The following is a 26,121-nucleotide window of genomic DNA, read 5'->3' as shown; positions in this document are numbered from 1 at the left end:
ACTCATTTATATCACTTGGCTAGATATCATTTATAACCGTAAATGATTTGCTATCACCTTGCTTGGCTCGTAAAGTAGCGCTGATTTCAAATTTCTGTTGAACAAGGATGACAATGCTATTAGATAGAAACAACAATGCCGCTATCTTGCTTGCCGGAATTTGTGCATTAATTGTTGGAGTGGGCGTGGCTAGATTCGCTTTTACCTCGCTATTACCAGCAATGCTGGATGATTATCTTAATATTTCCTTTGCTGGCTTGTTAGCCTCCGTTAATTATCTTGGTTATTTATCTGGTTCAATATTTTCTATTTTTATTAAAAATATTCATGCCAAAGTAAAGTTTTTCCGACTAGGCCTCGTGTTGTGTGTTATCACCTCAATAATCCTCGCTCACTCTGAAAACAATACGCTGTGGTTTATTGCACGACTATTAGCTGGTTTTGGCGCAGCCATGGCATTGGTTGTTGGCTCTGCTATTGTTATGTCAAAATTACAAAACACCAACAAAACTAAAGCTATGGGCATACATTTTAGTGGCTTAGGTTTTTCTATATTAGTGTCAGATTTAGTGATGCGATTAGTTTTTCAATATGCCGGAAGTTGGCAAACTGCGTGGTTTGTTCTTGCTGGCGTAGGCGCTTTATTGTCTTGCTATTGTGGCTATATTTTAACTTTTGATAAACACCCAGTTAAGCCCCCTACTCAACACAAGTTTGAACGCTCTTTGTTTAATCCGCTGATCATTGTGTTGGCAATTGCCTATTTCACAGAAGGCGTTGGTATGGTTGTACAGGCAACCTTTTTACCCGACATTGTTAACTCGCTACCTGGTTTATCAGGTTATGGTGGTTATGCATGGTTGGCTGTTGGTATTGCGGGAATTCCATCTTGTATTATTTGGATGCGCTTGGCACATAAATTTAACAGTATTGATATTATGATGGTGGCGATGGCGCTACAAGTTATCGCAATGCTAATTCCAATATTTTCAGCCAATATTTATTTAAATTTACTTAGTGGTATTTTATACGGCGGTACCTTTATTGGCTTAGTTGCATTATTTATGAATTTTGGCGGCCAACTAGCAGGTAAAAACCCCGTGTTTGCTATGGGAGTGATTACCGCGGCTTATGGTGTTGGGCAAGTAACAGCCCCCTTATATTGCGTTGCCTTGATAGAATATTTTGGTAATTATAACGCCGCCCTTTATTTAACTGCTTTTATTGTTTGTTGTGGTATTTTGCTTTTAAAATATGCAAAAAATAATTTAACTAACCACAACCAAATCGCTACATCTTTGTAGCAGGTTAACTTTACTTGAACCCCTTAACACAAGGCACGTGTATGAAAAAAATTACTTTAATCATGCTGACATTTATTTCCACCATAACATTTACTCACCATGCTTTAGCCACAGAGGTAAAGCCAAAAAAAGAAATAGTATTAGAAAATGAGCAAGTACAAGTGGTGCGTTTAACCTATCCAGTAGGTACTGAATCAGGCATGCATACTCATAGCTATGCTCATCGCGTCGTATATTTTGTTAAAGGCGGTACACTAGCCTTAATCCCTCAAGACAGCACAAAAGCGACTAAAAAGTTACAAGCTAGCGACGGACAAACCTTATTTTTACCCGCCACCACACATAACGTTAAGAACATTGGTGATGGTGAAATTATTATTGTAGAAACTGAGCTTAAATAACGGCAATTTTTATGCGCTACTTTTATTTATCAGCATCAAAGCACTTAGCTTTTGCTAAAAACGCACTTCTTCCCCTTCATTTAAAATATGCAGAGGGATTGTTGAGTTAAGTTGTTTGTGCATATTTAATAGTCGAAGTAATGGTGAGTGCGAGCTGCGATCACCCATTTTCCAACTATTGTTTCCATAGCCCCAAGGGATCATTACTTTACAATTTAAGTCTTGTGCGGCAAGTAGTGCATCTTCGGGAGTGGTGTGAACATAACGATACCATTCACCATCTTCAGGGTGAAAGTATGAGGCGATGGGTAATAAACACACGTCCATGTCACCGTAGCGTTGCTGTATATTTTTAAAGTGCTCTGAGTAACCGGTATCACCAGCAAAGAATATTTTTTTATCTTTATGCTCGATCACCCAACCGCCCCATAGTGTTGCGTCATTGTCTTCATATAAAAATGGCACCCAAATGCGGTTACTAAAGTGGTGTGCTGGCACAAAATTTAATTGAAAATCTGCTAGTGTCTTTTTCGAATACCATGACATTTCATTTATACGATAACCACCATCAGGAAAATGTTCTCCAAAGCCCAGCGGGGTAAAGTATTCGGTATTATTACCTAGGGTTTCAATATCGCTTTTACTGAAATGATCATAATGAATATGAGAATAAAGAACCGCGTCTACATTGGTTAATTCATCATGGCTTAGCCATTGTGGTTCATTACGATAAAAACCTATGGCGAGCTTAAACGCTAAATCAACCGGCCAATCAAATTGTTTACTGACTGGGTCAAGTAAAAGACGAGTACCATTTGAGCTCACAATGGAAAAACTAGCGTGACCAAGCCAGCGAATAGTGAGTTCAGTATTTAACTTAATTGGCAAATTTTCACCAATATAATGACAATTTTCTGCGGGAGATTCACATTCAAGTAATGGTGATGCTTGATAACAGTTTTCCTGACAGGAAACTGGATAATCGTATTTTTCCGGATAAAGGTTGGAAAAGCGCGAGGATTTAGCAGCATTTTTTTTATAGTTAATTACTGAATCCGGCTGTTCAATTCGAGTAACCTGATTTTTGGTACTACAGCTTACGAGCAAAAGAATACTAATAAAAACAATACTTTGTTGCCAAAAATTCATCGAACTTATATTTCCTTATTTTTTCATCCAATCACCATAACAAAATGGCTATAAAATGCCATTATCACTATGGTTAATGCAGTTATTGCGTCAGGGCTTAGAGGTTATAGTTCTTCCGCCCAGACAGTGCGTGAGACAAAGTATTACCGTCAACATACTCTAATTCGCCACCTACTGGCACGCCATGAGCGATACGGGAGATATTCACATCGCAACTTTGACTAAGCTCAGCAATAAAATGAGCTGTTGCTTCACCTTCAACAGTTGGATTGGTGGCAAGAATAACCTCGCTAAACTGCCCTGTCGCCAATTGCTTTTCTAAAACATCTAGGCCGAGATCATCTGGGCCAATACCATCAAGCGGTGATAAATGCCCCATCAAAACAAAATAACGGCCTTGAAATTCACCGGTTTGCTCAATAGCAATAACATCAGCGGGCGTTTCAACAATACAAAGTTGCGTGGCTATTTTTCGTTTCGGGCTTTGACAGATATCGCATAAGGCTTCTTCGGTAAAATTTCGACATTGCTGGCAATGACCAATATTTTCCATGGCTCTAGCTAAGGTTTGAGATAGCTTACTACCACCTTTGCGGTTTCTTTCCAGTAAATGAAATGCCATACGTTGTGCTGATTTTGCACCAACACCCGGTAAACATTTTAGTGAATCAATAAGCTCTTGAACTAATGGACTAAATTTCATTACAACTCTTTTTAACGGTTATCAACTTAAACCAGGCTTTTATCATCAACAACCTTGTTTAATTTATTACTTAGTTCGTTGTTGCTAACGGCCTAACACTGAAGAGTGGCAGTTTAGCACTGGATTTAAAAATTTATAATCTTTAATTAAAAAGATTTTCTTTATCTTTCGGGTCTCTAAATTCACCTAAACCAGTAAAAATTCAGTATCATGGTTAACAATTAAAGTACTAAACATCACTTTCGAGTTTAACTTTCTTACTAAGGGAATTTAATGCTATTAAACATCTTTATAACGCTTGCGTTATTGCTCTGCACCTTTGTTGTTTTACAACGGATGTTTAAACTGCCTAGCAATATATGGCTATTGTTTTTAATACAACCACTGGTAATGGCAGCCTCGCCCGTTATTGTTTTTATTGGCGGTATATTATCAACCAGTATGGGCGCTGATCCCGCTTTAGTAACTTTACCGGTAACTGTGATGATCCTGGGTGTAGCCAGTGCAGCAATTCCCGCGGCACTTTTAGCCAAAGCCAAAGGTAGACGATTTGCCACCTATACCGGATTTAGCATAGGTTTGCTGGGCACACTTCTGGCAATGTTTTCGGCACTTAACGCAAGTTTTGAAGTGTTTGTTCTCGCAAGTTTACTCTTTGGCGCTAGCACTGCATTTATCCAACAGCTTCGCTTTGCCGCTATTGAAAGTGTTAACAACAGCAAAGACGTACCAACAGTGTTATCAATATTAATGCTCAGCGGCATTTTTTCTGCCTTTTTAGGGCCAGAAATTGCGGTAACCGCGAAAGACTGGATAAACTCACCCCATGGTTATGCGGGTTCTTTTCTCTTTCTTGCTGGCTTATTCGTACTGGCCATGGTGCTTATGGCTAACTTTAAAAACCCAGAAATTCAACACAACGAAAATCAAGGTGTCGCTCGGCCATTAACTGAAATTGTTAAACAACCTATTTTTATAATCGCCATTCTAGCCGCTGCGATTGGTTTTGCGTTAATGAGTTATTTAATGACCGCGACGCCGCTAAGTATGCACCATATTCACGGCCATAGTTTAAGTGATACGAAATGGGTCATACAAAGTCACATTGCTGCGATGTTTATTCCGTCACTATTTACCGCTTGGCTGGTCAAAAAAGTCGGCCTAAAGGCCTTATTACTATTAGGTACTATTATTTACACCTTAGTGACCTTAGTCGCTTTTTCTGGCGAACAGGTTATGCATTACTGGTGGGCGCTTATTTTGCTCGGTGTCGGTTGGAACTTTCTGTTTTTAACCGGAACATCACTACTACCACAAAGCTACCGCCCCTCTGAGCGACATAAAGTTCAAGCCATTAATGACTTTATCATTTTTGGCTTTCAAGCGACGGCATCATTACTGGCCGGTTGGGTACTTTTCAAAGCTGGTTGGCATTTTGTTGTTATAACGAGTTTACCCTTCATTGTTATATTATTTGTTGTGAGTTGGTTTTATTATCGAAAAAACACCAAGCTAGAGAACATTAATACTGAACAGCCGCTAAAGGAGGCAAAGCCATGAATATATTACCTATTGTGCAACGTGGTGCGCCGATATTAAACCAAGTTGCGCAGACAGTTGAAAATATAAAAGCTGAGGAAATACAGCAACTAATCAGGGCTCTAAAAATAACAATGAAAAACGCTAACGGCGTTGGTATTGCTGCGCCACAAGTAGGGAAAAGTTTACGTATTTTCTTAATGTGTTCTGCGCCTAGCGAGCGTTATCCTAATGCGCCATTATTACCGTTAACGGTAGTCATTAATCCAAAAATAACTGCCACTAATAATCAGCAAGCCTTAGGCTGGGAAGGCTGTTTAAGTGTAAAAGATAAACGCGCCCTTGTACCTAGATACACAGACATTTCAGTAAATTACTTTGATGAGCTAGGCCAAGAATATCAGCAAAACCTGAGCGGTTTTGTAGCGCGGATATTTCAGCATGAACTTGATCACCTTGACGGTATTACCTTTATTGAACGGCTTAACAATGAATCTGATGCGATATCTGAACAACAGTGGCTTGAACAAACTGCAAATGTGTAGGTATAAGACACGGCGTTTTAAATCAAACAAGCAAATAACAACACGGTGAATACGTATGCAACTCATGTTGCATAGTTAAGACTATTGCTAAGATGCTAGATAATTTACGTGGCATTAGTTCGCTTATACGATAAAAACGTATCAAATAGCACAGTGATTAATGCAGAAATTACAACAATAAGAGTGTATTTATGAGCACAAAACCACAGCTAAGTTTCTGGCAAATTTGGACATTAAGTTTTGGCTTTTTGGGGGTGCAATTTGGTTTTGCATTACAAAATGCTAATGTTAGTAGGATTTTATCTGATTTAGGTGCAGATCTGCACTCTTTGTCACTTTTTTGGCTTGTTGCACCAATTATGGGGCTAATTATTCAGCCTTTAGTTGGCTCTGCCTCTGACCGTACTTGGAATCGCTTTGGTCGACGCAGTCCATATATTTTAGCGGGTGCCGTGGTCGCAGCTTTTGGTATGTCATTAATGCCCAACGCGCCATTATTTACCGAGTTAATCACACCTATGTTATTTGGGGCATTAATGCTAGCGTTAATGGATGCCGCCTTTAATGTCGCTTTTCAACCTTTTCGCGCCATTGTTTCAGATATGGTGCCGTCGAATCAACGTAATCTTGGCTACTCCATACAAGCATTTTTAATAAATGTTGGTGCGGTTATCGGTTCTATTTTACCTTTTGTTTTAACCAACGTTATAGGTCTAGAAAATACAGCAGAAGCTGGCAAAGTCGCGCCGTCAGTCACTTGGGCATTTTATATTGGTGCATCAGTACTAATGATTTGTGTTCTTTGGACAGTGTTTAGAACCAAAGAGCACCCGCCTGAACTTTACTATGCATACAAAGGCATGGATGCAGAAGCCGTCGCCAAAGAACAAGCACAAGTTACCACGATAACGGAAAAACTCTCTGCATTTTGGCAGCTATTAACCACTATGCCTGAAACCATGAAAAAACTAGCAGTTGTGCAGTTCTTCTCTTGGTTTACCTTATTTATTATGTGGGTGTACACCATGCCAGCCATTGCACAAAATGTTTGGGGCATTGACGCTAAGTGGTTCGACCCTGACTTTATTGACAGTGTCGGCGGCATTCCTGAACACATTGCAGCGGCAAAAGGTGCTGCAGGTGACTGGGTTGGTATTTTATTCGCTGGTTATTCTTTATTTGCCGCTATCTTTTCACTATTCCTAACGAAACTTGCCAATAAATTTGGCCGCAAATTGGTCTATTCATTATCTTTATTGGCTGGTGGTCTTGGCTATTTGAGCTTTTACTTTATTACCAATTCAGAGCCGACGGTAGTTAATTTGATGATTACGACCGTTGAAGTGCCACAAGGCGCTGTTGACTTATTCATTCCTATGATAGGTATTGGTATGGCGTGGGCAGCAATATTAGCAATGCCTTATGCGATTTTAGCAGGTTCATTGCCTGCAAGTAAAACTGGCGTCTACATGGGTATTTTTAATTTTACTATCGCAGCGCCACAAATTGTATCAGGTCTATTTGCTGGCTGGATACTAAGCAGTGTTTTTGACAACCAAGCAATTTATATAATCATGTTAGCTGGTGCTTCCATGTTATTAGGCGCTGTGTCGGTTTATTTTGTTAAAGATAGCGATAGTGAGGTCGAAAGTAGCACCAACGCGGTTGAAGCATAATTTTAACTGCGCCATTTTTTATCCTAATTGAGAAAATGACACACTAACAATATAGCCATTAACGTACATTTTAATGGCTATAAAAATTTTTTAATAAGCCCCTGATAAAACGATTTATTTTCTGGTAAAGCCAACTCTCTTTCGAGCTTATTTAGTAATGCCTGATGCCCTTTTGTTGGTGTTAATGCTAAGTAAAAATCATTTTCAGCCAGACAACCAGCATTTTTTACTTGGCTAATATCAATATGATTATGTTTACTAATATAGGCCAGCACTAGCTTGTCTACCACGATAATATCTGCGCGCTTAGAAAATAATAGTTGGAGCAAGCGTTCAGTTACATCCGAGCCAAAAATAGCAATTACATCTGTATTATTTTCAATATAAGTATCTAGTAACTTATCATATGAATAGTCTTGAATAACCGCTAATTTATTACCAGCAAAATTTAAGCTTTCTTTAAACTGCCATTGATTAGTTTTTAAGGTATAAAAGCACATTTGGTAACTGGCAATTGCATTACTGCTAAAAATTAGCGCTGGCGCTTCCGAGTGTGCTGCTGTTAATAAACCATCAACTTTATTGCTATTTGCTAAATGAATGGCTCTCGACCAAGGATAAACACTCGCCTTCAACTTGATATTATGTGTAGAAAGCAACTTTTCAACATACTGGCCTACAACACCAAATTCACCATCTGATACATCGCCAGAGTCAAAACAGGTATAAGGACACCAAGTTGTGGTTGCCAGTGTTAGCTCTTTTAAAGGCTCTTCCGCTGTTGTCGGAAAAGTCAACCCAACAGCTAAACACAAACTGCTCAGCAAACCCAAACGTTTCAACATGAGATGAATACCCAATTTATATAACCTTTAAAATGCATAGGTTTGGCCTTAGCATATTTCCTGAATCAACCCGTGGCACACCTGAAAAACAGGCTGCTATTAGCACAAAATATCGCCCTGAATTAAATGATAATATTCAAGCTATACAAAAACATAGCATCAAACCGAAAACCAAGTTAACATTATATTAACTTAATATAAGGAAATATAATGACTCGTTTATTAAAACTCTCTCTGCTTGCCATCTCATTAACTTCAAGCTCATTAACTTCAAGCTCATTATTTGCAGAAGAATCTCCCCATGTAATTGGTGCTCAATTTGATTTTAGTGCCATCGATACCGAAAACAATGACAATACTCGTGAGTTAAATGATATTACCACCGCACATTATACCTTGTCCTACCAATACCATATCAATGAATATTTTGCTTTTGGTGCAGGTTATTTAAATGGTGACAGTAATTCATTTACCAGCATTGTTGATATTTTCACAGACTCAAAACTCGATTACAGCGCTTTTATGCTTAGCGTTAAAGCACAATACTTGTTTTCAAAACGCAATAGTTTCTATGTGCAATTAAACGCTTTGCAATATGATTTTGATATTATTGATGACAATAAATCCGTTTTTAGTGATGATGGCTCTGATTTTGGATACTCTATAGGTTGGAAACATCAGTATGACATGGGGTTAGGATTAAAAGTTGGTTATGATGTAATTAACTTAGGTAGCGACATTAACATTAGTGGTGTCAGTGTCGAAGCAAGTTATCGATTCTAGTGCTTTCGGCTGCCCTACTTTAATTAATAAATAGAGGATTAACGCTATGGCAATAATAGTTATTAATAATGTTGCCCCCCTTGATGACTTTCTACGTTTAAGAATAATTTCTGGGTTAACACCTCGCCCTAGAGAGGCCGCTAAAAAAGCATTGCCCAATAGCCTTTTTGGCGTGCACATTGTTATCGACAATACGGTAGTTGCTATGGGCCGGATTGTTGGTGACGGGGCATTAAATTTTGAAGTTGTTGATGTTGCAGTTGATCCTAAATTTCAAGGGCAAGGTTTAGGCAGCAAAATTATGACCAGTATCATGGCTTATTTAAATGACACAGCGCCAAAAGGTGCCTATATAACCTTACTTGCCGACGTTCCTCAGCTATATAAGAAGTTTGGTTTTGTGCTGAGTCGCCCAGAATGCGAAGGCATGCACTGGCAAGCTTAACAACAATAATGAAGTTTTTTTCGTAGATATGTTACAAGCAATTATCGGTTTTGATACTGACGAAGAAAACCATTGGGTTGCAAAATTACAATGCGGTCACAATCAGCATGTTCGTCATCAGCCACCATTTATTAATCGCCCATGGGTATTAAATAAAATAAGCCGAGAGAAGATGCTTGGCCATCAACTAAACTGCAAGAAGTGTGATGAGTGCTCGATAAAAGATTTTGAGCCTTCTTCTTTGCTTCGATAAAAACATGCAAAAAACCACAACAAGAACATCAACAACACGCTGTGATTAAAATGACTAACGACGATAAACAAAACATTATTGATACAAGCTGGCAGCTGCACAGCATAGTTGAAACAAATTACTTAAATAATTTGGCTAAAGCTGGCGATGACGACTGGCTTGAAAAGCAACGCTTATTACTCGCAGACATGGCCTTGCATTTACTACAAACGGCATTAAAACCTGACGATCTTGAATTAGATAAATTGCGAAATAATCTGCACGCGATTTTGACTATTTCTGAACAATTCTTGCCAAACGCAGGCTTAAAGCAAGCAACTGAAAAGCTTTACCAAGGGTAAGTTGATACGGAATTTATGCTGTCGCGAAAGAATGATTAACAGGAAATATTTATGACGGAGGCCTTGCTTACCTTACTCAGCACAACCGCATTATTATTGGGCTCTCCTGGCCCTGCTCCTTTGGCGCTAGCCGCAACAGGGGCAACCTTTGGTACTCGCAATGGCGTGCCCTTTTTACTCGGCATACTTACAGGGCTTTCAGTCGCCATTCTTTGTGCCAGCATAGGTTTGGCAAACTTATTCAGCACATTTCCCGCGATAAAATTTATCTGCCAACTTTTAGGTGCAGCTTATATGCTGTTTGTTGCCTATAAAATTGCCAATGCAGCCACCAATCAAGTAAATAAACCAATAAACCCACCAAATTTTAAAGATGGTTTTATTTTAAACCTCTTAAACCCGAAAGCATATGCAGCATTTTTAGCTATTTTTTCGCAATTCCTCTTACCTATGGCAACACCAGTTTATAGCTATTTAGCAACCGCACTTGCCTGCCTAATGGTTGCAGCCCTTGTTGATATTATCTGGTTGTTGTTTGGTAGCATTTTGCGACCCATTTTTGCTAAGCCAAAGCAAGCAAGGTTAGTTAGGGTTAGCTTTGCGATATTAATGATAATTGCCGTAATTTTTGCTCTAGCAAGCTAATAACCTTATATTTAAAAACAAAAAAAGCTGTTAATTAACAGCCTTTTTCTTGAGGTATTACCAATAACAATTATCTTATCTTAACTACCACACGACTTACGCACCACCAATGTTGTAGGCATAAGCTGGGTTTGTGCTTCTTCGCCATTAACTAGTTGCAGTAATTTATCAACTAGTAACTCGCCCGCTAAAACCGTATCTTGTTTTGCTGTTGTCATTGGTGGGAAAGTAAAACTTGCAGTAGCTATATCATCAAAGCCAACTACAGCAATATTTTCTGGAACATTAAAGCCCGCTTCTTGCAAAGCTCGCATAGCACCTATTGCAATTAAATCACTGGCGGCACAAACTGCATCAAACTTAGCACCTGTGGCAATTAACGACTTTGCTGCTTGATAACCTGACTCATCGGTTGATATGGCATCAATTTGCAACCGCTTATCAACGGTAAGATTATTATCATTAAGCGCTTGGCAATGGCCATTGTAACGATCTAAAAATTCAGGTGAGCCACTCGTTACGCCACCTAAAAAAGCAAAGTTTTTACGCCCTTGCTTGATGACATGCTCAGTAACTTGATAACCGCCATGAAAATTGTCACAACCAACAGAAACAACAGATAAGCCTTTAACGTCAGCGCCCCAACGTACAAAGTGTGTTTCTTGTTTGATCAGTTGTACTAGCTTTTCCTCATAATCAGTATAGTCTCCATAGCCTAATAAAATAATACCGTCAGCTTTACGGGTATCTTCAAAATCGGCATGCCAGTCGTTACTCATTTGCTGAAATGAAACTAATAGATCATAACCTTTCTTTGCGCTAGCACGAGTAATACTGCCTAACATAGATAAGAAAAATGGATTAATTAATGAGTCATCGTTGGTTGGATCTTCAAATAACAACAAAGCAATAGTACCACTTTGTTGCGTACGTAAACTGCTAGCATTTTTATCTACTTTATAATTAAGCTCTTTGGCAATTTCTTGTACGCGCTTACGCGTTTCTTCATTCACCAAAGGACTATTACGTAATGCTCTTGAAACTGTCGATTGTGACACGCCAGCTCGATAAGCAATATCAAATGATGTTTGTTTTGATTTCACAGCAAACCCATAAGTAAAAGTTCTTAATTCATCTTAACCGAGCGCTTGAGCTAAGTACATAATTTAATTGGTGATGCCCTAACCCACTTTACTCTTTTAGCATGCATTTATAATGCAACTTAATAATAGCTGTAATCGCTAGCGCTGCAGCGCAAATACCAAGATTTAACATCTAATTCTTACCAAATCACTGTCGCAATACTTGTCAAGAATTACTGCAAGCATAAACACTTAACACGTCCGTTTTATCAGCCTTCTAGAGCAAAAATTGCCAGCAACATACCAATTGACCGCTAAAAACAATTTTCCACTTCATTTTGCATAAAAATACATACGTATGCATGTGTAATATGAAAAATATCTGCTGTGCATACGTATGTAGTTCATTGCTCTAATGGCAGACATCGGCATAATTAATTCATCAACTAAATTAACCGTTCTCTTGCCACACGCTATTAAATAGATTGCTGGCTAAGAAAACAAAAAACATATTTATAACGCGATGGTAGCTCCATCAATTACATGTTGTCTCAATAAGGGATTAAGAACAAACATGCCGTACCTTCATTTTATCTTGAGTAAAAAATGAAGATTTACCGACATTTGAATGTCCGATAGAAGAGTTTGTAGTTATATGGTTACCAAAACAAAAGCACCGACTAAAGCAAAATCAGCAGTAAAAAATCAATCAATTACCGTAGCTGATATTAGCCAACGTATTGAGCATCACTTGCAATTTACACTCAGCGAGCAAAGTCATGCTAACCAAAAACCAGCGTACTGGCGAGCAACCTCGCTGGCACTAAATGATATCATCATTGAAAAATTACAAAGTACTAAAGTACACCAAGAAAAAAGTGGCGTAAAATCAGTAAACTACCTATCACTTGAATATTTGATGGGACGTTTACTTTCAAACAACTTACATAATTTAGGCTTGTATACCAATACCGAAAAAGCACTAAAAAAACTAGGCTTTGATCTTGCTGACTTATGTGAAGAAGGTGCTGATTTAGCCTTAGGGAATGGCGGATTAGGACGATTAGCTGCTTGTTTCTTAGACTCTTTAGCCACACTTGATTACAACGCTATGGGTTACGGCGTTCATTACCAACATGGCTTATTTAAGCAAAGCTTTGTCGATGGCCAGCAAATTGAAACGCCAGACATGTGGCGCGAATTTGGCAGCCCATGGGAAGTTTGTCGTCAGGAATCAAGTCAAACCATTCCTTTATATGGTTATGTTGAAGCAATTGCCCAAGCTGATGGCACCACTAAATCCGTTTGGCATGCAGGAAAAATGCTAAAAGGGGTACCTTGGGACGTTCCAATTGTTGGCTACAACTCACAAACCGTCAATGCATTACGTTTATGGGAATGTCGTGCTGACAGCGCTTTTGACTGGCAACAGTTTAACAATGGTGACTACCTAAATGCACACCAACAACAAGTTGCCGCCGAAACCGTATCAAAAGTACTTTACCCAAATGATGAACATGACGCCGGTAAAGAGCTACGCTTTGTACAGCAATACTTCTTCTGTGCATGTTCAGTACAAGACATTATTGCCCGTTTTGAAAGCCAACACGGCTTAATAAGCGAGAGCAAAAACTGGCCAAGTTTTTGTGATAAAGTTGCTATTCAGTTAAACGACACTCACCCGACAATTGCCATTTTAGAGCTAATGCGCACCTTAATTGACGTTCACAATATCGATTGGGATAACGCCTGGGGAATTTGCCAAAAAGTATTCGCTTATACCAACCATACACTATTGCCTGAAGCTTTAGAAAAATGGTCAGTATCCTTATTTGAACGAGTGCTACCGCGTCATTTAACCATTTTATATCGCATTAACGAAGAGTTTTTAAATAAACAAGTAAATGCGCTTTGGCCAAACAATGACGATATGCGAGCTCGCTTATCTCTGATTGAAGAAGGTCATGATAGAAAAGTACGTATGGCTCATCTTTGTGTTGTGGCATCGCATAAAGTTAATGGCGTTGCACAAATTCATTCAGATTTAGTTAAAAAAGACTTATTCCCAGAGTTTGATCAACTTTGGCCTGAAAAACTAACCAATGTTACTAACGGTATAACACCGCGCCGCTGGTTAAAAGCGTGTAACCCTTTATTAGCGAATTTACTCGACAAAACTATTGACGGTGACTGGGCAAAAGATCTCAACAGCTTAAGTGAACTGGAAAAATTTGCAGACAATAGCGCATTTCAGCAAAAGTTTATGGCTATTAAGCATGAAAACAAAATAGCCTTAACCAAAGAAATCAAAACACTTACTGGCGTTACCGTTAGCCCAGATGCAATTTTCGATGTTCAAATTAAACGTTTACACGAATACAAACGCCAGCATTTAAACTTGTTACACATCATTGCCCTGTACCGTAGATTGTTAGCAAACCCTGAACTAGACATGCAACCTAGGGTCTTTATTTTTGGTGCAAAAGCAGCACCTGGTTATCAATTAGCTAAAGAGATCATCTACGCAACCAATAAAATTGCCGACAAAATTAATAATGATGTTCGCATTCAAGACAAGCTAAAAGTCGTGTTTTTACCAAATTATCGCGTCAGTTTAGCGGAAAAGATTATTCCAGCCGCGGATGTTTCCGAGCAAATTTCAACGGCCGGCAAAGAAGCCTCAGGTACGGGTAATATGAAATTGGCATTAAATGGTGCAGTTACCATAGGTACGCTTGATGGAGCCAACATTGAAATTGCCGAAGAAGTTGGCAACGACAATATCTTTATCTTTGGCTTAACCGTTGATGAAGTAAAAGCCTTAGACGCAAAAGGTTATAACTCGTACGAATACTATGAAAATAATGCCGAAATTCGCGCTTGTTTAGATTGGTTAGACACTGACTACTTTACGCCAGGAAACCCAGGTGAATTATCTGCGGTGAAACGTAGCTTCTTAGAGGGTGGCGATCCATACAAGGTTCTTGCTGACTTCCAAACCTATTCTAACGCTCACCAGGCATTAGATAACGCGTATAAAAACAAAAAGCAATGGGCGAAAATGGCTATTTTAAATACCGCGCTAATGGGTAAATTTAATTCTGATCGCTCTATTGAAGATTACGTAAAAAATATTTGGCAGTTAACGCCAAGTAAGCAATAGCAAATATTTAAGGAAGAATAATGGCAATTACCAACCGTGATCTATCCAGTCTGCAAACTGCTAGTCATCCAGCACCGCATCAGGTATTGGGTTTGCAACCAGATTGCAACACAGGCTACTTAGTGATCACGGTTTTTAAACCTAATGGTTTAACCTTGGCTGATGACTTTACCATTGAGATACTCGATGCTAAATCACAAAAGTCGCTGGGCAAACTAAAGCCAGTAACCGACGATGGGCTATATGCACTTAAGTTAAGAAGAAAAAAACACTTTGATTATCAACTACGTATTAATCAAAGTATTAATGGGGAACAACAAAGCGTTATTTATGATGACGCTTTTGCCTTTTCATCACAGCAAGTTTTAGGTGCTGTTGATCTGCATTTATTGCGTGAAGGAAATCATCAAAATAGCTATAAAAAACTTGGTGCTCATTTAACGAATGTAACTAACCTGCATGGCCGAAAAGTCTCAGGCTGTAGTTTTGCCGTGTGGGCACCAAACGCCAGCCATGTCAGTGTTGTCGGTGATTTTAACCACTGGGATGGTCGCTGCCACCCAATGACAAACACGATGCATTATGGCGAAAAAAGTGGTTACTGGACACTATTTATTCCCGAGCTACAAGCCGGCAATTTATACAAATTTGAAATCAAAGACAATGCGGGTAACTTATTACCACCAAAGGCTGACCCCTTTGGTGTACAAGCTCAATACCGACCTGATACAGCGTCTATTATTGCCGCAGAACCCCCTTATCCTTGGCAAGATGAGAAATGGTTAAAAGAGCGTAAAAAACGCAATGCTCGCAATGCTGCAATTTCAATCTACGAAGTGCATTTAGGCTCATGGCAACGTGATGAAAATAACCAATATTTAAATTACCGCACCTTAGCAGATAAATTAATTCCGTATACTTTGGAAATGGGTTTTACTCATATTCAGCTTATGCCGGTTAGTGAGTTTCCGTTTGATGGCTCATGGGGTTATCAACCAGTAGGTTTATTTTCTCCAAGCTCACGTTTTGGCGATCAGGCTGACTTTCAATATTTTGTCGACCAATGTCATCAAGCCAATCTAGGGTTACTCATTGACTGGGTGCCAGGGCATTTTCCAAGTGACGCCCATGGTCTTGCAAAATTTGATGGTAGTCATTTATATGAACATGCTGACCCTCGCCAAGGCTACCACCCTGATTGGAATACACTAATTTATAATTATGGCCGTGTTGAAGTTGCCAATTTTTTACGCGCAAGTGCCCTGCACTGGTTAGACACGTACCACGTTGACGGTATTCGTGTTGATGCTGTTGCCTCTATGCTGTACTTAGATTACAGCCGTAAAGAAGGTGAATGGATCCCTAACAAACATGGTGGCCGTGAAAACTTAGAAGCAGTAGAGTTTTTACAACGCTTTAACGAAGAACTTTATTCACTTTACCCAGGGACTTTTTCTGTTGCCGAAGAGTCTACATCTTGGCCAGGCGTATCTCGCCCAACCGAGCACGGAGGTTTGGGATTTGGCTACAAATGGAATATGGGCTGGATGAATGACAGTCTAGAATACATGAAGCGAGATCCAATCCATCGCCAGCATCATCATAACGAATTAAGCTTTGGCCTAGTTTACGCCTTTGATGAAAACTTTGTTTTACCCCTAAGTCACGACGAAGTTGTACACGGCAAAGGCTCACTTATTGCGCGAATGCCTGGCGATGCTTGGCAACAATTTGCAAACCTACGCGCATATTATGGCTTTATGTGGGCCCATCCGGGTAAAAAATTATTATTCATGGGCTGTGAATTTGCCCAAGGACGAGAATGGAACCATGATCAAGCACTCGACTGGCACCAACTTGACATTAATTGGCACAGCGGCGTGCAACGTTTGGTTAAAGACCTCAATAACGTTTACACCTCAACACCCGCACTTTATGAAAAAGATTGCCAACAAGAAGGTTTTGCTTGGTTAGATCACGAAAACGCTCAACAGTCCATTTATAGCTTTATTCGCTTCGGCGGAAATTCTCAACAACCTATAATTGTGATTTGTAACTTCACTAGCGAAGTGCATCATAACTTTGCCGTTGGCGTGCCTGTTGCGGGTTATTATAAAGAGCTTATTAATACTGATTTAGCCATTTATGCTGGTTCCAACCAAGGTAATTTCACTGATATTGAAAGTGAAAATATACCTTGGCAAGGACAAGCACATCGCATCAATATAACCGTGCCTCCCATGGCAACAGTTATATTAAGCTTACAAGGAGTCTGTTAATCCTGTGAGCCTCTTTAACGTCAAATCGGGTCGATGTTTTCCTTTAGGAGCAACCTTTATTCCTGCCAGCAATTTGGGCAATAAAGCGGGAACAAACTTCGCTATTTTTTCAGCACATGCCGAGAAAGTTGAGCTATGCCTTTTTGACGAAACAGGTGAAAATGAAATTCAACGTATAGTTTTACCTGAATATACCGACGATGTATTTCATGGTTTTATTGAAAATATTAACCCGGGTAGCTTATACGGATATCGCGTTTACGGCCCGTTTGAGCCTCATAACGGTCATCGCTTTAATCCAGCAAAACTCCTGCTCGACCCCTATGCAAAAGCCCTACATGGTGAAGTAAAAAATTCATCATTACATTATGCTTACGACGCCAGTTCACAATTACAAGACTCGCAACAAACCACAAGCGTTGAGCAACGATGCCCGCAACTAGATTTAACCATAGACACACAAGACAACGCCTGCGATATGCCTAAATGTGTGGTGATTGACCACAGTCAAATATCGCCTTGTCAGTCACACCCTAAAGTTCGTCAACGCGACAGCATTATTTATGAAATGCACGTTAAAGGGTTTACTGCACTAAACCCGAATGTCCCAGTACAATTTAAAGGAACATTTTCTGCGTTAAAAGAGCAGTGCGTAACAGAACACTTGTTGGCATTAGGTGTTACCAGTATAGAATTAATGCCCGTTCATCAGTTTTTAAATGAAGCATTTATTGAACAAAAAAAACTCAGCAATTACTGGGGTTACAACAGTGTCTCGTTTTTTATTCCTCATGCAAGTTACTGTGCATCAAATGACATCACTGAATTTCGTGATATGGTTGAACATTTTCATCAACATGGCATTGAAGTCATCCTTGATGTTGTTTATAACCACAGTGCTGAAGGCAATGAACTTGGCCCAACGCTGAGTTTCAAAGGCATAGACAACGCAAGTTATTATCGTTTACAGCCACAAGACAAACGCTTTTACGAAAACTATTCAGGCTGTGGCAATACATTAAATATTGCTCATCCTCGCGTATTACAGTTAGTGACAGACAGTTTACGTTACTGGGTTGAAACAATGGGCGTTGATGGATTTCGCTTCGACTTAGCAACAATTTTGGGCCGCGAAGAACCACATTTTAATGGCAAAAATGCATTTTTTACCGCCTTAAAACAAGACCCAATCCTCGCCCAAAGCAAACTCATTGCTGAGCCTTGGGATATTGGTCACGACGGTTATCAATTAGGCCGTTTTGATAAAAGCTGGCTAGAGTGGAACGATAGATTTCGTGATACTTGCCGACGCTTTTGGCGTGGCGATGAAGGCATAGTGCCAGAGTTTGCCGCACGCCTGCATGGTTCAAGTGATATTTTCGAACAAGCCAGCAGACGACCAAGTGCCAGTGTAAATTTTATCACCTCGCACGATGGCTTTACCTTACAAGACCTGGTCAGTTACCAAACGCCAAATAACTTGGCCAATGGTGAGAACAATCGAGATGGTCACGGTAGTAATTTCAGCTGTAATTTCGGTCATGAAGGTGCATCAGACAATGCCACCATTAACCGCCTAAGAGCTCGTCAAAAACGTAACCTGCTAACCACACTTTTTATTGCACAAGGCACACCTATGTTACTTGCTGGAGACGAAATAGGTAACAGCCAACAAGGCAATAACAATGCATACTGTCAAGATAACGAAATATCTTGGTTAGATTGGGCTGTATTAAAAGAGCAGAGCTCAAGCGAAAGTATGCACTTAACTTTTGTACAACAGCTGATCAAGCTCAGAAAACAGCACCCTTTACTAAATCGCAGCCACTACCATCATGGTCTGCAAGTATCTAAAAAAACCGGCTTAAAAGATATCGACTGGTTAAATTGTCGCGGCGAATATATGCAAGCACATGATTGGCAAGACCGAGAAATAAAGTGCTTTGCCATGCTGTTGGCACAAACAGATGAACAAGAAATTGAGTTGTGCGAACAAGTAGCACAAGACGATGCTTTACTCATTATATTTAACGCCCACCCCTGCGAAATAAATTACCAACTACCTGCGCTACAAGGATATTGGCAACAACTTATCAATACCGCAGAAGAAAAACCTGTTGAGCAAAAAAACATTACCGAGTCGGCCATCAACATCTCGGCACATAGTTGCCTTGTTTTAAGTTTTTTCGCTCCCGAACAATTACCAAATATTGACCCAGTGTCATCAACAACCAATTTAAAAATTAGTAATGCTAGCGCAAATCTGCGTAGCAATAAGCAAAGAGAAATATAGAATGAATTTAATTGAGAAACTTGCAGAACTCGTAGGCTTTCACGCAACCTATACCAACTCCTTTGGTGAGCAGGTTTATGCTAAAGATGAAGCGAGACATTCATTACTTAACGCTATGGGATATGATCTTTCATCTGATGAAACGATCAATAACAGCATTACCGAGTTAGAACAAAAGCCTTGGCTAAACATGTTACCACCTGCGCACATCGCCAAACTTGAAGCTGACGAACACCAAATTATAGTCAGCCTTGCTATTTCTTCAGACAAGGTTATTAATTGGCATATTACGCTTGAATCAGGTGAAACCCTCGATAACGAGGTGTCAGTTAGCTCATTAGTAAGCCTTGATTCAGCAACATTTGATGGTCAAACCTACACTAAATACGTATTAACCTTACCAACATTGGCGCAAGGCTATCACCAACTTACATTAAATTACGGTAAAACAAGCGCACAATGTCCGTTAATTTACGCACCGCAAACCTGCTATAGCCCGCAAGAAGCAGCAAGTGAAAAAATGTGGGGCTACGCCGCACAACTATATTCACTTAAAAGTGACGACAACTTAGGTATGGGGGATTTTGGCGACCTAGCAAAACTTGTTGAAAAATCAGCCCACCAACAAGCTGCTGCTATTGGCTTGAATCCATTGCACCCGTTATATCAAAATAACCCAGCACACCGTAGCCCGTATTCACCAACAAGCCGTTGTTTTTTAAATACTCTTTACATTGATATTAAGCAAGTACCTAATTTTGCTCACTGTGAAGCAGCACAATTGCGTTTTAACAGTGAAGAAGTGCAAAATAAAATTGCCTATGCGCGCCAAACAGAGCTTATTGACTACCCTGCTGTTGCAGATATTAAATTTGACCTTTTAGAGATACTTTTCAAAGACTTCATGTCAACAGCACCGATAGAATTGGCTGAATTTACTGACTTTAAAGAGAATCAAGGTAATGACTTATTACAATTAGCAACCTTTGAAGCCTTATATGAGCATTTTAGAAAAACTGATTTTAATGCTTACGGCTGGCCAAATTGGCCAGCAGAATTTCAATCTCCTGCAAGCAACGAAGTCAAAGAATTTCAACAGCAACATGCTGAACGTATTGACTATTTCTGCTTTGTACAATGGTTAGCTCATCGTCAATTAAAATCCATTGCGAAGCAAGCAACTGAGCTTGGCATGCCGGTTGGCTTATATTTAGATTTAGCTGTTGGCTGTGATGGCTCAGGAGTTGATGTTTGGTCAGACAAAGATGTTTATGTTGCGGGCGCTGCCGTAGGTGCACCACCAGATGCCATGAATACTTTAGGTCAGGACTGGGGCTTAACGCCTATCAACCCAGTGGCACTGCAAAAACAAGGTTACCAACCGCTAGTAAAAGCGCTACGCAGCAATATGCAATATGCTGGTGCTTTACGTATTGACCATATTCTCGGTTTAATGCGTCAATATTGGGTTGCTCCTGGTATGAAAGCCGATGAAGGTGTTTATATTACTTTCCCATTAGAAGATATATTACGCATTATTGCCCTAGAGTCTCGCCGCAACAATTGTGTTGTTATCGGTGAAGATTTAGGCACAGTACCAGACGGTTTTGGCGAAATCATGGCCCGTGCTGGTTTGTTATCATACAAGGTACTATTTTTTGAACGTTGGGACTCTGGCTTTTTCATGCGTCCAGAATTATACCCAGCACAATCTATGGTGACGGTATCTACCCATGACTTACCTACTCTTGCCGGTTGGTGGACAGGTAAAGACTTAGAATGGCGCCAAGAACTTAATTTGTACCCTAATGAGAAAATGGGGCAAAACGAGCGCAATAGTCGTATTGAAGACAGACAATTACTCGTTGCTGCCTTAGAAGACTTGAATGTGATGGATATGAGTAAGGCGCCAAATCAAGCGCCAGCCCAAATGAACAGGGAATTGTCTTTGGCCGTACAAAAATATATGGCACAAGCACCAAGCCACATACAACTTATTCCACTTGAAGATGCATTAGAGGTTGTCGAGCAAGTTAATATTCCAGGCACCATAGATGAACATCCAAATTGGTTACAAAAACTACCAGTAAGCATCGAAGACTTCGATAAAAGCGACTCAGTTTCAGATTTAGCAGCAGCTATGCGCACGGCTCGACCACGTAAATAGCCAGAACAAATTTGATAATATAGGATAATAAAAATATGTTTAAAAAGAATAAAATATCCGCACTTTTGCTATCAGCAGCAGCGTTGACGCTCGCTGGTTGTGGTGCCGAAAAAAGCAATGATAACCAACAAGCAAACGTTGTTGCGTCTAACACTGAATCAACACAAACAAGTACAGCTAAAAAGCCCTACAAAACAGCGGCTGATTTACCACATTATTTAGAACGTGATGTGCAAGATGAAGTATTTTACTTTGTAATGCCAGACCGATTCCATAATGGTAATACCGATAACGATTTAGGCTCAAAAACTCAGCCTATTTCCGCCGGTGGTTTAGATAAAACCAATAAAGGTATGTACCACGGCGGTGACATTCAAGGCTTAAAAGATAAGCTACCTTATTTAAAAGAGCTGGGCATTTCAGCTATTTGGCTAACCCCTATTTTACGTAACCAAGCCATGCAAGCTGACAGCTCTGGTTATCACGGTTACTGGGTATTAGACTTTACTGAAATTGACCCGCACTTAGGCAGCAATGATGATTTAAAAGCGCTAATTGCCAGTGCTCATAAAGAAAACATAAAAATTTACTTCGATATTATTACCAACCACACAGCCGACGTTATCAAGTACACTGAATGTCACGGTGAAGACGGCCTACAATGGCTAGTAAAAACAGATAAAGGCTGTCCTTTCAAATCTGCAGAGCAATTAGCCAATGGTGATAAATACACAACCGTTATTCCAAAAGGCCAGGAACAACTTAAAATCCCAGCCTGGTTAAACGATACTAAATATTATCACAACCAAGGTGATTCATTCTGGCAAGGTGAAAGTTCAAAACGTGGTGACTTTGCAGGCCTTGACGACATTAATACCAATGACCCAGAAGTGGTTAAAGGTATGATTGATATCTTCAAAAACCTGATCACAGAGTTTAAACCTGATGGCTTTCGCATTGACACCGTTAAGCATGTTAATACCGAATTTTGGGCCGAGTTTGCACCTGCGCTGGTAACACATGCACAAGCTGAAGGTATTAAAAACTTCTTTATGTTTGGTGAAGTGTATAGTTTTACCAGCAAAGAGCTAAGTGAATATACCACTGTCGGAAATATGCAATCGGTACTCGACTTTGCTTTTCAAGGTACTTTAGCAGATGTTTTAGTACATCAAAAAGGTACCAAAGCATTAGCGAAATTATTTGCTAATGATGTTGATTACCTCGACCATGACAGTAACGCCAATCAGTTGATGAACTTCACCGGTAATCATGACATGGGCCGCTTTGCATATATGCTAAAACAAAGCGACTTTAACTATAATGAAGCACAAATAATCAAACGCAATTTACTTGCTCACGCCATGATCTACTTTATGCGTGGTGTACCAATTATTTATTATGGTGACGAGCAAGGCTTTGTTGGTGATGGCGGTGATCAAGCATCTCGCCAAGATATGATGCCATCACTTGTTGCTAGCTACAATGACGACGATTTACTAGCAACTGACGCCACGACCGCTGACGATAACTTCGATAGCACACATCCTATTTATCAAAGTTTCGCACAATACGCTGATATTTTTTATCAATATCCTGCCCTACGCCGCGGTGAACAAGCAACCGTATTCCAAGCAGACAACAATAGTATTTTTGCCGTTACTCGCACAATTAATGCAGCCAATGGCAAAAAGGAGAAAATGTTAGTTGCTTTTAATACCAGTGATAAAACAGCCAGCGCCAATATTAAATTACACGATGAAAATTATCGCTTAGTTGCTGGTGAAGGCAAACCTTCACAAACCGATAAAAGCAATATCAACATTGAAATGCCAGCTCTTAGTTTCGCGATTTATCAACAGGTTAACTAAAAGTAAGCATTTAGTATTTTTATTAGGCTATCTCTCTGGCTAGTAAGGCCCATACTTAACAATTAAGTATGGGCTTTTTTTTATCTAGACGTTTCACCATCAAGGTGCGTTATGAACATTGCCAGCTACCGCACAAACTCTCTCGTTTATTGCTAATAGACATTATATTATCTCGAAATATTATATTGCATACAATTTACAATATAATAAAACTTATGTTACAAATGTTACCGCTTTAATTAAATGCTGTTTTTTTAATTGCCAAAAAGTCAAATGTTGCGCTGTTTTATTAACGCAAAATTAAAAAATCATAAAAATAAAATCAAAAAGTTAGAGGGAAATAAAATGTCTTTTACTAAATTAACACTCGCCAGTGCCGTGCTTATTGCACTAACGGGTTGTGGCGGTAGCAATTCAAAAACTGAAGAAGTAGAAGTACCACCACCGCCAGTTGTAACGCCAACACCTGAAGTAGATTTCACCAGCGCTGATGTTGAAGCGTTGAAACTCGGCGTCGTAAAAACTCATATCAACACCACCGAAGGTCAAGGTATTTCCTACTATGTTGATGTTGCAGAAGACGCAGAAACACTTGTTGTCAGCCTTTTTAGCGGTACAGAAAATAAAGATTTGGGCGACCCCGACGTTTACGTAAAATTTGAAGAAGCCGCCAGCCCTGGTGAAAATGGTGTCTTTGATTGTGTTTCTTATAATGGCTCAAACTACAATGAGTCTTGTATTATTGATAAACCTAAAGCTGGTCGTTATCACATATATATTGACGCATATGAAGGCGGCGATGCTGTAGATGCATCTATGTTTGCCACCACCGAGTTATTTAGCGGTAATATGTTATGTGATGAACCGGTGCGAATTCGTGCGCAAAACATGAGCAACGAACAGCTTGAAGAAGCTTGTGCGGTGATCAGCAAAACAAAACGTATATTCGATCAAGTACTAAGCTCTGACATTACACCAGAATTTCAACAGCCGGTGGAAAATGATCTTAATGAAATAACAAACATTCATATATTTGAAAGCCTATCTAATCATGCCTCATGGGCTGAACATTTATACGATACCAGCAATACTAGCGGAATTTACTTTGAAACAAGTCCAACTAACTGGTGGCATAGTTCAGACATCTGGACATTTGACGCCTTAGAATGGAGTGAAGGCCGCTCAGTTATTCGTTCACTTAATCATGAATACATCCATGCTTTAGATGGCCGATACAATAAAGAAGGTGGTTACAAAAGCAACCTAGGCTGGTGGAGTGAAGGCCTTGCCGAGTACCTAAGTACTTTTTATTTGCAGCCGTACCCACGTGTAACAACCGCGCAAAGTGAAAACCCTTATACATTGGCAGAAATTTTTGCTGGAGAAGCTAACTACTATTCTTGGGGGCAATTAGCCGTTGCGTTTTTAATTGAAAGCCACCCTGAATTAGTTAACCAAATGCTGATTCATATGCGTGCCGGTGAATGGACAGAGTTTGATACTTTGCTTGCCAGTATTGCTACAGACACACAAAGCGAGTTTGAGACTTGGTCAACAACCACGTTAACAGAGCAGTATAATAATAGCGCAGAAGTATTACCTTTAGGCGACTACAAGCATATTAACGGCCGAGGCGGTTGGTTATTTTCCGTCGACGTACCAGCAGGATTAGAGTCAGTATCATTTGCTACCAATGGCGGCTCAGGTAATGTTGATTTATGGGTTAAAAAAGGTGCAGCAGTGCACCCTGCTATTGATAGCGAATTTACTTGTCAATCAATAACCGACGATAGCAATGAAGAAACTTGTACAATAACAACGCCAGAATCAGGTAAGTATTATATTGCCGTTTCCTCTGACTTTATCGGTTCAGATATTATAGATCTATACTTTAGTGCCTGTGCAGGCACCGGTTGTGCCGTAACATTACCAGAGCAATTGCCTTTGGTGTCAGCGACAGAGCCATACTTACCACATTGGCCAGAAAAAGGCACTATTGGTACCTGTAGCCTTGCAGAAACTTATTATGACTCAGCTAAGCCAGCGCTTGATTTATCTATTACTAACCCAACAGACAAGCTAGTAAAAGTTTACTGGTTAAGCCGCAGTTCAGGCGATAAATCAGGCAGTTCGTATGCTACCTTAGCAAAAGATGAAAGCTACACCGCTGACGATTGGGATATTGGTCATCGCATTATGCTAACCGACGGCGCTGATAACTGTTTAGGGGTTGCACTATTAAATGATGAAAATAATAGCTTTACAGTTACTGAAGCTATGGTTGAAAATGCCATGGATGAAGCGCCACCGGTTGAGATCCCAGAGCCAACGGCAGAAGTTGGTAGCTGTGATTTAGCGGTACCATATTCGCGAGAATCGGGTAATGCGCCAGACTTACAAGTAGCGAATACACTAACATCACCTGTGAAACTATATTGGATCAATAACAATACCGGTGAACCACTATTAAGTAGTGTTTACGCTACCTTAGCCGAAGGTGAAATTTACACTGAAACCTTCTGGGCTGTTGGTGACCGTATGATGGTAACCGATGAAAGTGATAGCTGTATTGGTGTGCTTGACCTTAACGCCACCAGCAATATTTTTGTTATTAAGTAAGCTCAGCGCCAGTAACAA

Annotated in this window: 20 protein-coding genes; 16 read left to right on the top strand and 4 right to left on the bottom strand. The window is 39.8% G+C overall.

Annotation, left to right across the window (positions count from 1 at the left end; genetic code table 11):
• Window positions 1-113 precede the first annotated feature (113 nt).
• Window positions 114-1,304 (top strand): YbfB/YjiJ family MFS transporter, encoded by a 1,191-nt coding sequence (locus AC27HL_RS10660; RefSeq protein WP_487080970.1) that lies wholly within the window; start codon window positions 114-116, stop codon window positions 1,302-1,304.
• 41 nt (window positions 1,305-1,345) lie between these two features.
• Complete coding sequence (locus AC27HL_RS10655) at window positions 1,346-1,705, top strand: cupin domain-containing protein (protein ID WP_487080969.1); 360 nt, start codon at window positions 1,346-1,348, stop codon at window positions 1,703-1,705.
• A gap of 54 nt (window positions 1,706-1,759) precedes the next feature.
• Here the strand turns inward: AC27HL_RS10655 and AC27HL_RS10650 are convergent, their stop codons facing one another.
• Window positions 1,760-2,854, bottom strand: coding sequence for an MBL fold metallo-hydrolase (locus AC27HL_RS10650; RefSeq protein ID WP_487080968.1), 1,095 nt, complete (start codon window positions 2,852-2,854; stop codon window positions 1,760-1,762).
• A gap of 97 nt (window positions 2,855-2,951) precedes the next feature.
• Window positions 2,952-3,557: a recombination mediator RecR gene (gene recR / locus AC27HL_RS10645; RefSeq protein ID WP_487080967.1), complete on the bottom strand. Its 606-nt coding sequence runs from the start codon at window positions 3,555-3,557 to the stop codon at window positions 2,952-2,954.
• Between the two features lie 273 nt (window positions 3,558-3,830).
• Here recR and AC27HL_RS10640 point away from each other — a divergent pair, with 273 nt between their 5' ends.
• From AC27HL_RS10640 to AC27HL_RS10630, 3 genes are all read left to right on the top strand, one after another.
• Entirely contained in the window at window positions 3,831-5,117 is a 1,287-nt protein-coding gene (locus tag AC27HL_RS10640; RefSeq protein ID WP_487080966.1) for an MFS transporter, read from the top strand.
• A complete protein-coding gene (gene def / locus AC27HL_RS10635) occupies window positions 5,114-5,641 on the top strand; it encodes a peptide deformylase (RefSeq protein WP_487080965.1) in 528 nt (175 codons plus the stop codon). Before AC27HL_RS10640 ends, def begins: the two co-directional genes overlap by 4 nt.
• Window positions 5,642-5,832: 191 nt before the next feature.
• On the top strand, window positions 5,833-7,317 hold the full coding sequence (locus AC27HL_RS10630) for an MFS transporter (RefSeq protein ID WP_487080964.1): 1,485 nt from the start codon (window positions 5,833-5,835) through the stop codon (window positions 7,315-7,317).
• Between the two features lie 77 nt (window positions 7,318-7,394).
• On the opposite strand, the gene AC27HL_RS10625 is transcribed toward AC27HL_RS10630, so the two are convergent.
• Entirely contained in the window at window positions 7,395-8,162 is a 768-nt protein-coding gene (locus AC27HL_RS10625; protein WP_487080963.1) for a substrate-binding periplasmic protein, read from the bottom strand.
• Between the two features lie 210 nt (window positions 8,163-8,372).
• Here AC27HL_RS10625 and AC27HL_RS10620 point away from each other — a divergent pair, with 210 nt between their 5' ends.
• The 5 genes from AC27HL_RS10620 to AC27HL_RS10600 are packed head-to-tail and all read left to right on the top strand — an operon-like array spanning window position 8,373 to window position 10,629.
• Entirely contained in the window at window positions 8,373-8,945 is a 573-nt protein-coding gene (locus AC27HL_RS10620) for an outer membrane beta-barrel protein (RefSeq protein WP_487080962.1), read from the top strand.
• A gap of 46 nt (window positions 8,946-8,991) precedes the next feature.
• On the top strand, window positions 8,992-9,390 hold the full coding sequence (locus AC27HL_RS10615; RefSeq protein WP_487080961.1) for a GNAT family N-acetyltransferase: 399 nt from the start codon (window positions 8,992-8,994) through the stop codon (window positions 9,388-9,390).
• A 28-nt stretch (window positions 9,391-9,418) separates the two neighbouring features.
• Window positions 9,419-9,643: a DUF3565 domain-containing protein gene (locus AC27HL_RS10610; protein ID WP_487080960.1), complete on the top strand. Its 225-nt coding sequence runs from the start codon at window positions 9,419-9,421 to the stop codon at window positions 9,641-9,643.
• 50 nt (window positions 9,644-9,693) lie between these two features.
• Complete coding sequence (locus tag AC27HL_RS10605; protein ID WP_487080959.1) at window positions 9,694-9,984, top strand: hypothetical protein; 291 nt, start codon at window positions 9,694-9,696, stop codon at window positions 9,982-9,984.
• Window positions 9,985-10,035: 51 nt separating this feature from the next.
• Window positions 10,036-10,629 carry a LysE family translocator gene (locus AC27HL_RS10600; protein ID WP_487080958.1) on the top strand — a complete coding sequence of 198 codons (594 nt, stop codon included), beginning with the start codon at window positions 10,036-10,038 and terminating at the stop codon, window positions 10,627-10,629.
• Window positions 10,630-10,709: 80 nt separating this feature from the next.
• Here AC27HL_RS10600 and AC27HL_RS10595 read toward each other — a convergent pair whose 3' ends face one another.
• Window positions 10,710-11,732 (bottom strand): LacI family DNA-binding transcriptional regulator, encoded by a 1,023-nt coding sequence (locus AC27HL_RS10595; protein WP_487080957.1) that lies wholly within the window; start codon window positions 11,730-11,732, stop codon window positions 10,710-10,712.
• 634 nt (window positions 11,733-12,366) lie between these two features.
• Here AC27HL_RS10595 and AC27HL_RS10590 point away from each other — a divergent pair.
• The 6 genes from AC27HL_RS10590 (at window position 12,367) to AC27HL_RS10565 (ending at window position 26,103) form a co-directional block, all read left to right on the top strand.
• Window positions 12,367-14,874, top strand: a complete 2,508-nt coding sequence (locus tag AC27HL_RS10590; RefSeq protein ID WP_487080956.1) for a glycogen/starch/alpha-glucan phosphorylase — start codon at window positions 12,367-12,369, stop codon at window positions 14,872-14,874.
• Between the two features lie 20 nt (window positions 14,875-14,894).
• Window positions 14,895-17,153 carry a 1,4-alpha-glucan branching protein GlgB gene (gene glgB, locus AC27HL_RS10585; protein WP_487080955.1) on the top strand — a complete coding sequence of 753 codons (2,259 nt, stop codon included), beginning with the start codon at window positions 14,895-14,897 and terminating at the stop codon, window positions 17,151-17,153.
• 4 nt (window positions 17,154-17,157) lie between these two features.
• Entirely contained in the window at window positions 17,158-19,446 is a 2,289-nt protein-coding gene (gene glgX / locus AC27HL_RS10580; protein WP_487080954.1) for a glycogen debranching protein GlgX, read from the top strand.
• A gap of 1 nt (window position 19,447) precedes the next feature.
• Window positions 19,448-21,613: a 4-alpha-glucanotransferase gene (malQ, locus tag AC27HL_RS10575; protein ID WP_487080953.1), complete on the top strand. Its 2,166-nt coding sequence runs from the start codon at window positions 19,448-19,450 to the stop codon at window positions 21,611-21,613.
• Window positions 21,614-21,648: 35 nt separating this feature from the next.
• Entirely contained in the window at window positions 21,649-23,484 is a 1,836-nt protein-coding gene (locus AC27HL_RS10570; RefSeq protein WP_487080952.1) for an alpha-amylase family glycosyl hydrolase, read from the top strand.
• Window positions 23,485-23,829: 345 nt separating this feature from the next.
• The gene (locus tag AC27HL_RS10565) at window positions 23,830-26,103 is read left to right on the top strand and encodes a collagenase (protein WP_487080951.1); all 2,274 of its coding nucleotides are present in this window, start codon (window positions 23,830-23,832) and stop codon (window positions 26,101-26,103) included.
• The last annotated feature ends 18 nt before the right edge of the window (window positions 26,104-26,121 follow it).

Source organism: Colwellia aquaemaris, assembly GCF_057548755.1.
This window is presented reverse-complemented; position numbering and strand designations above follow the sequence as displayed.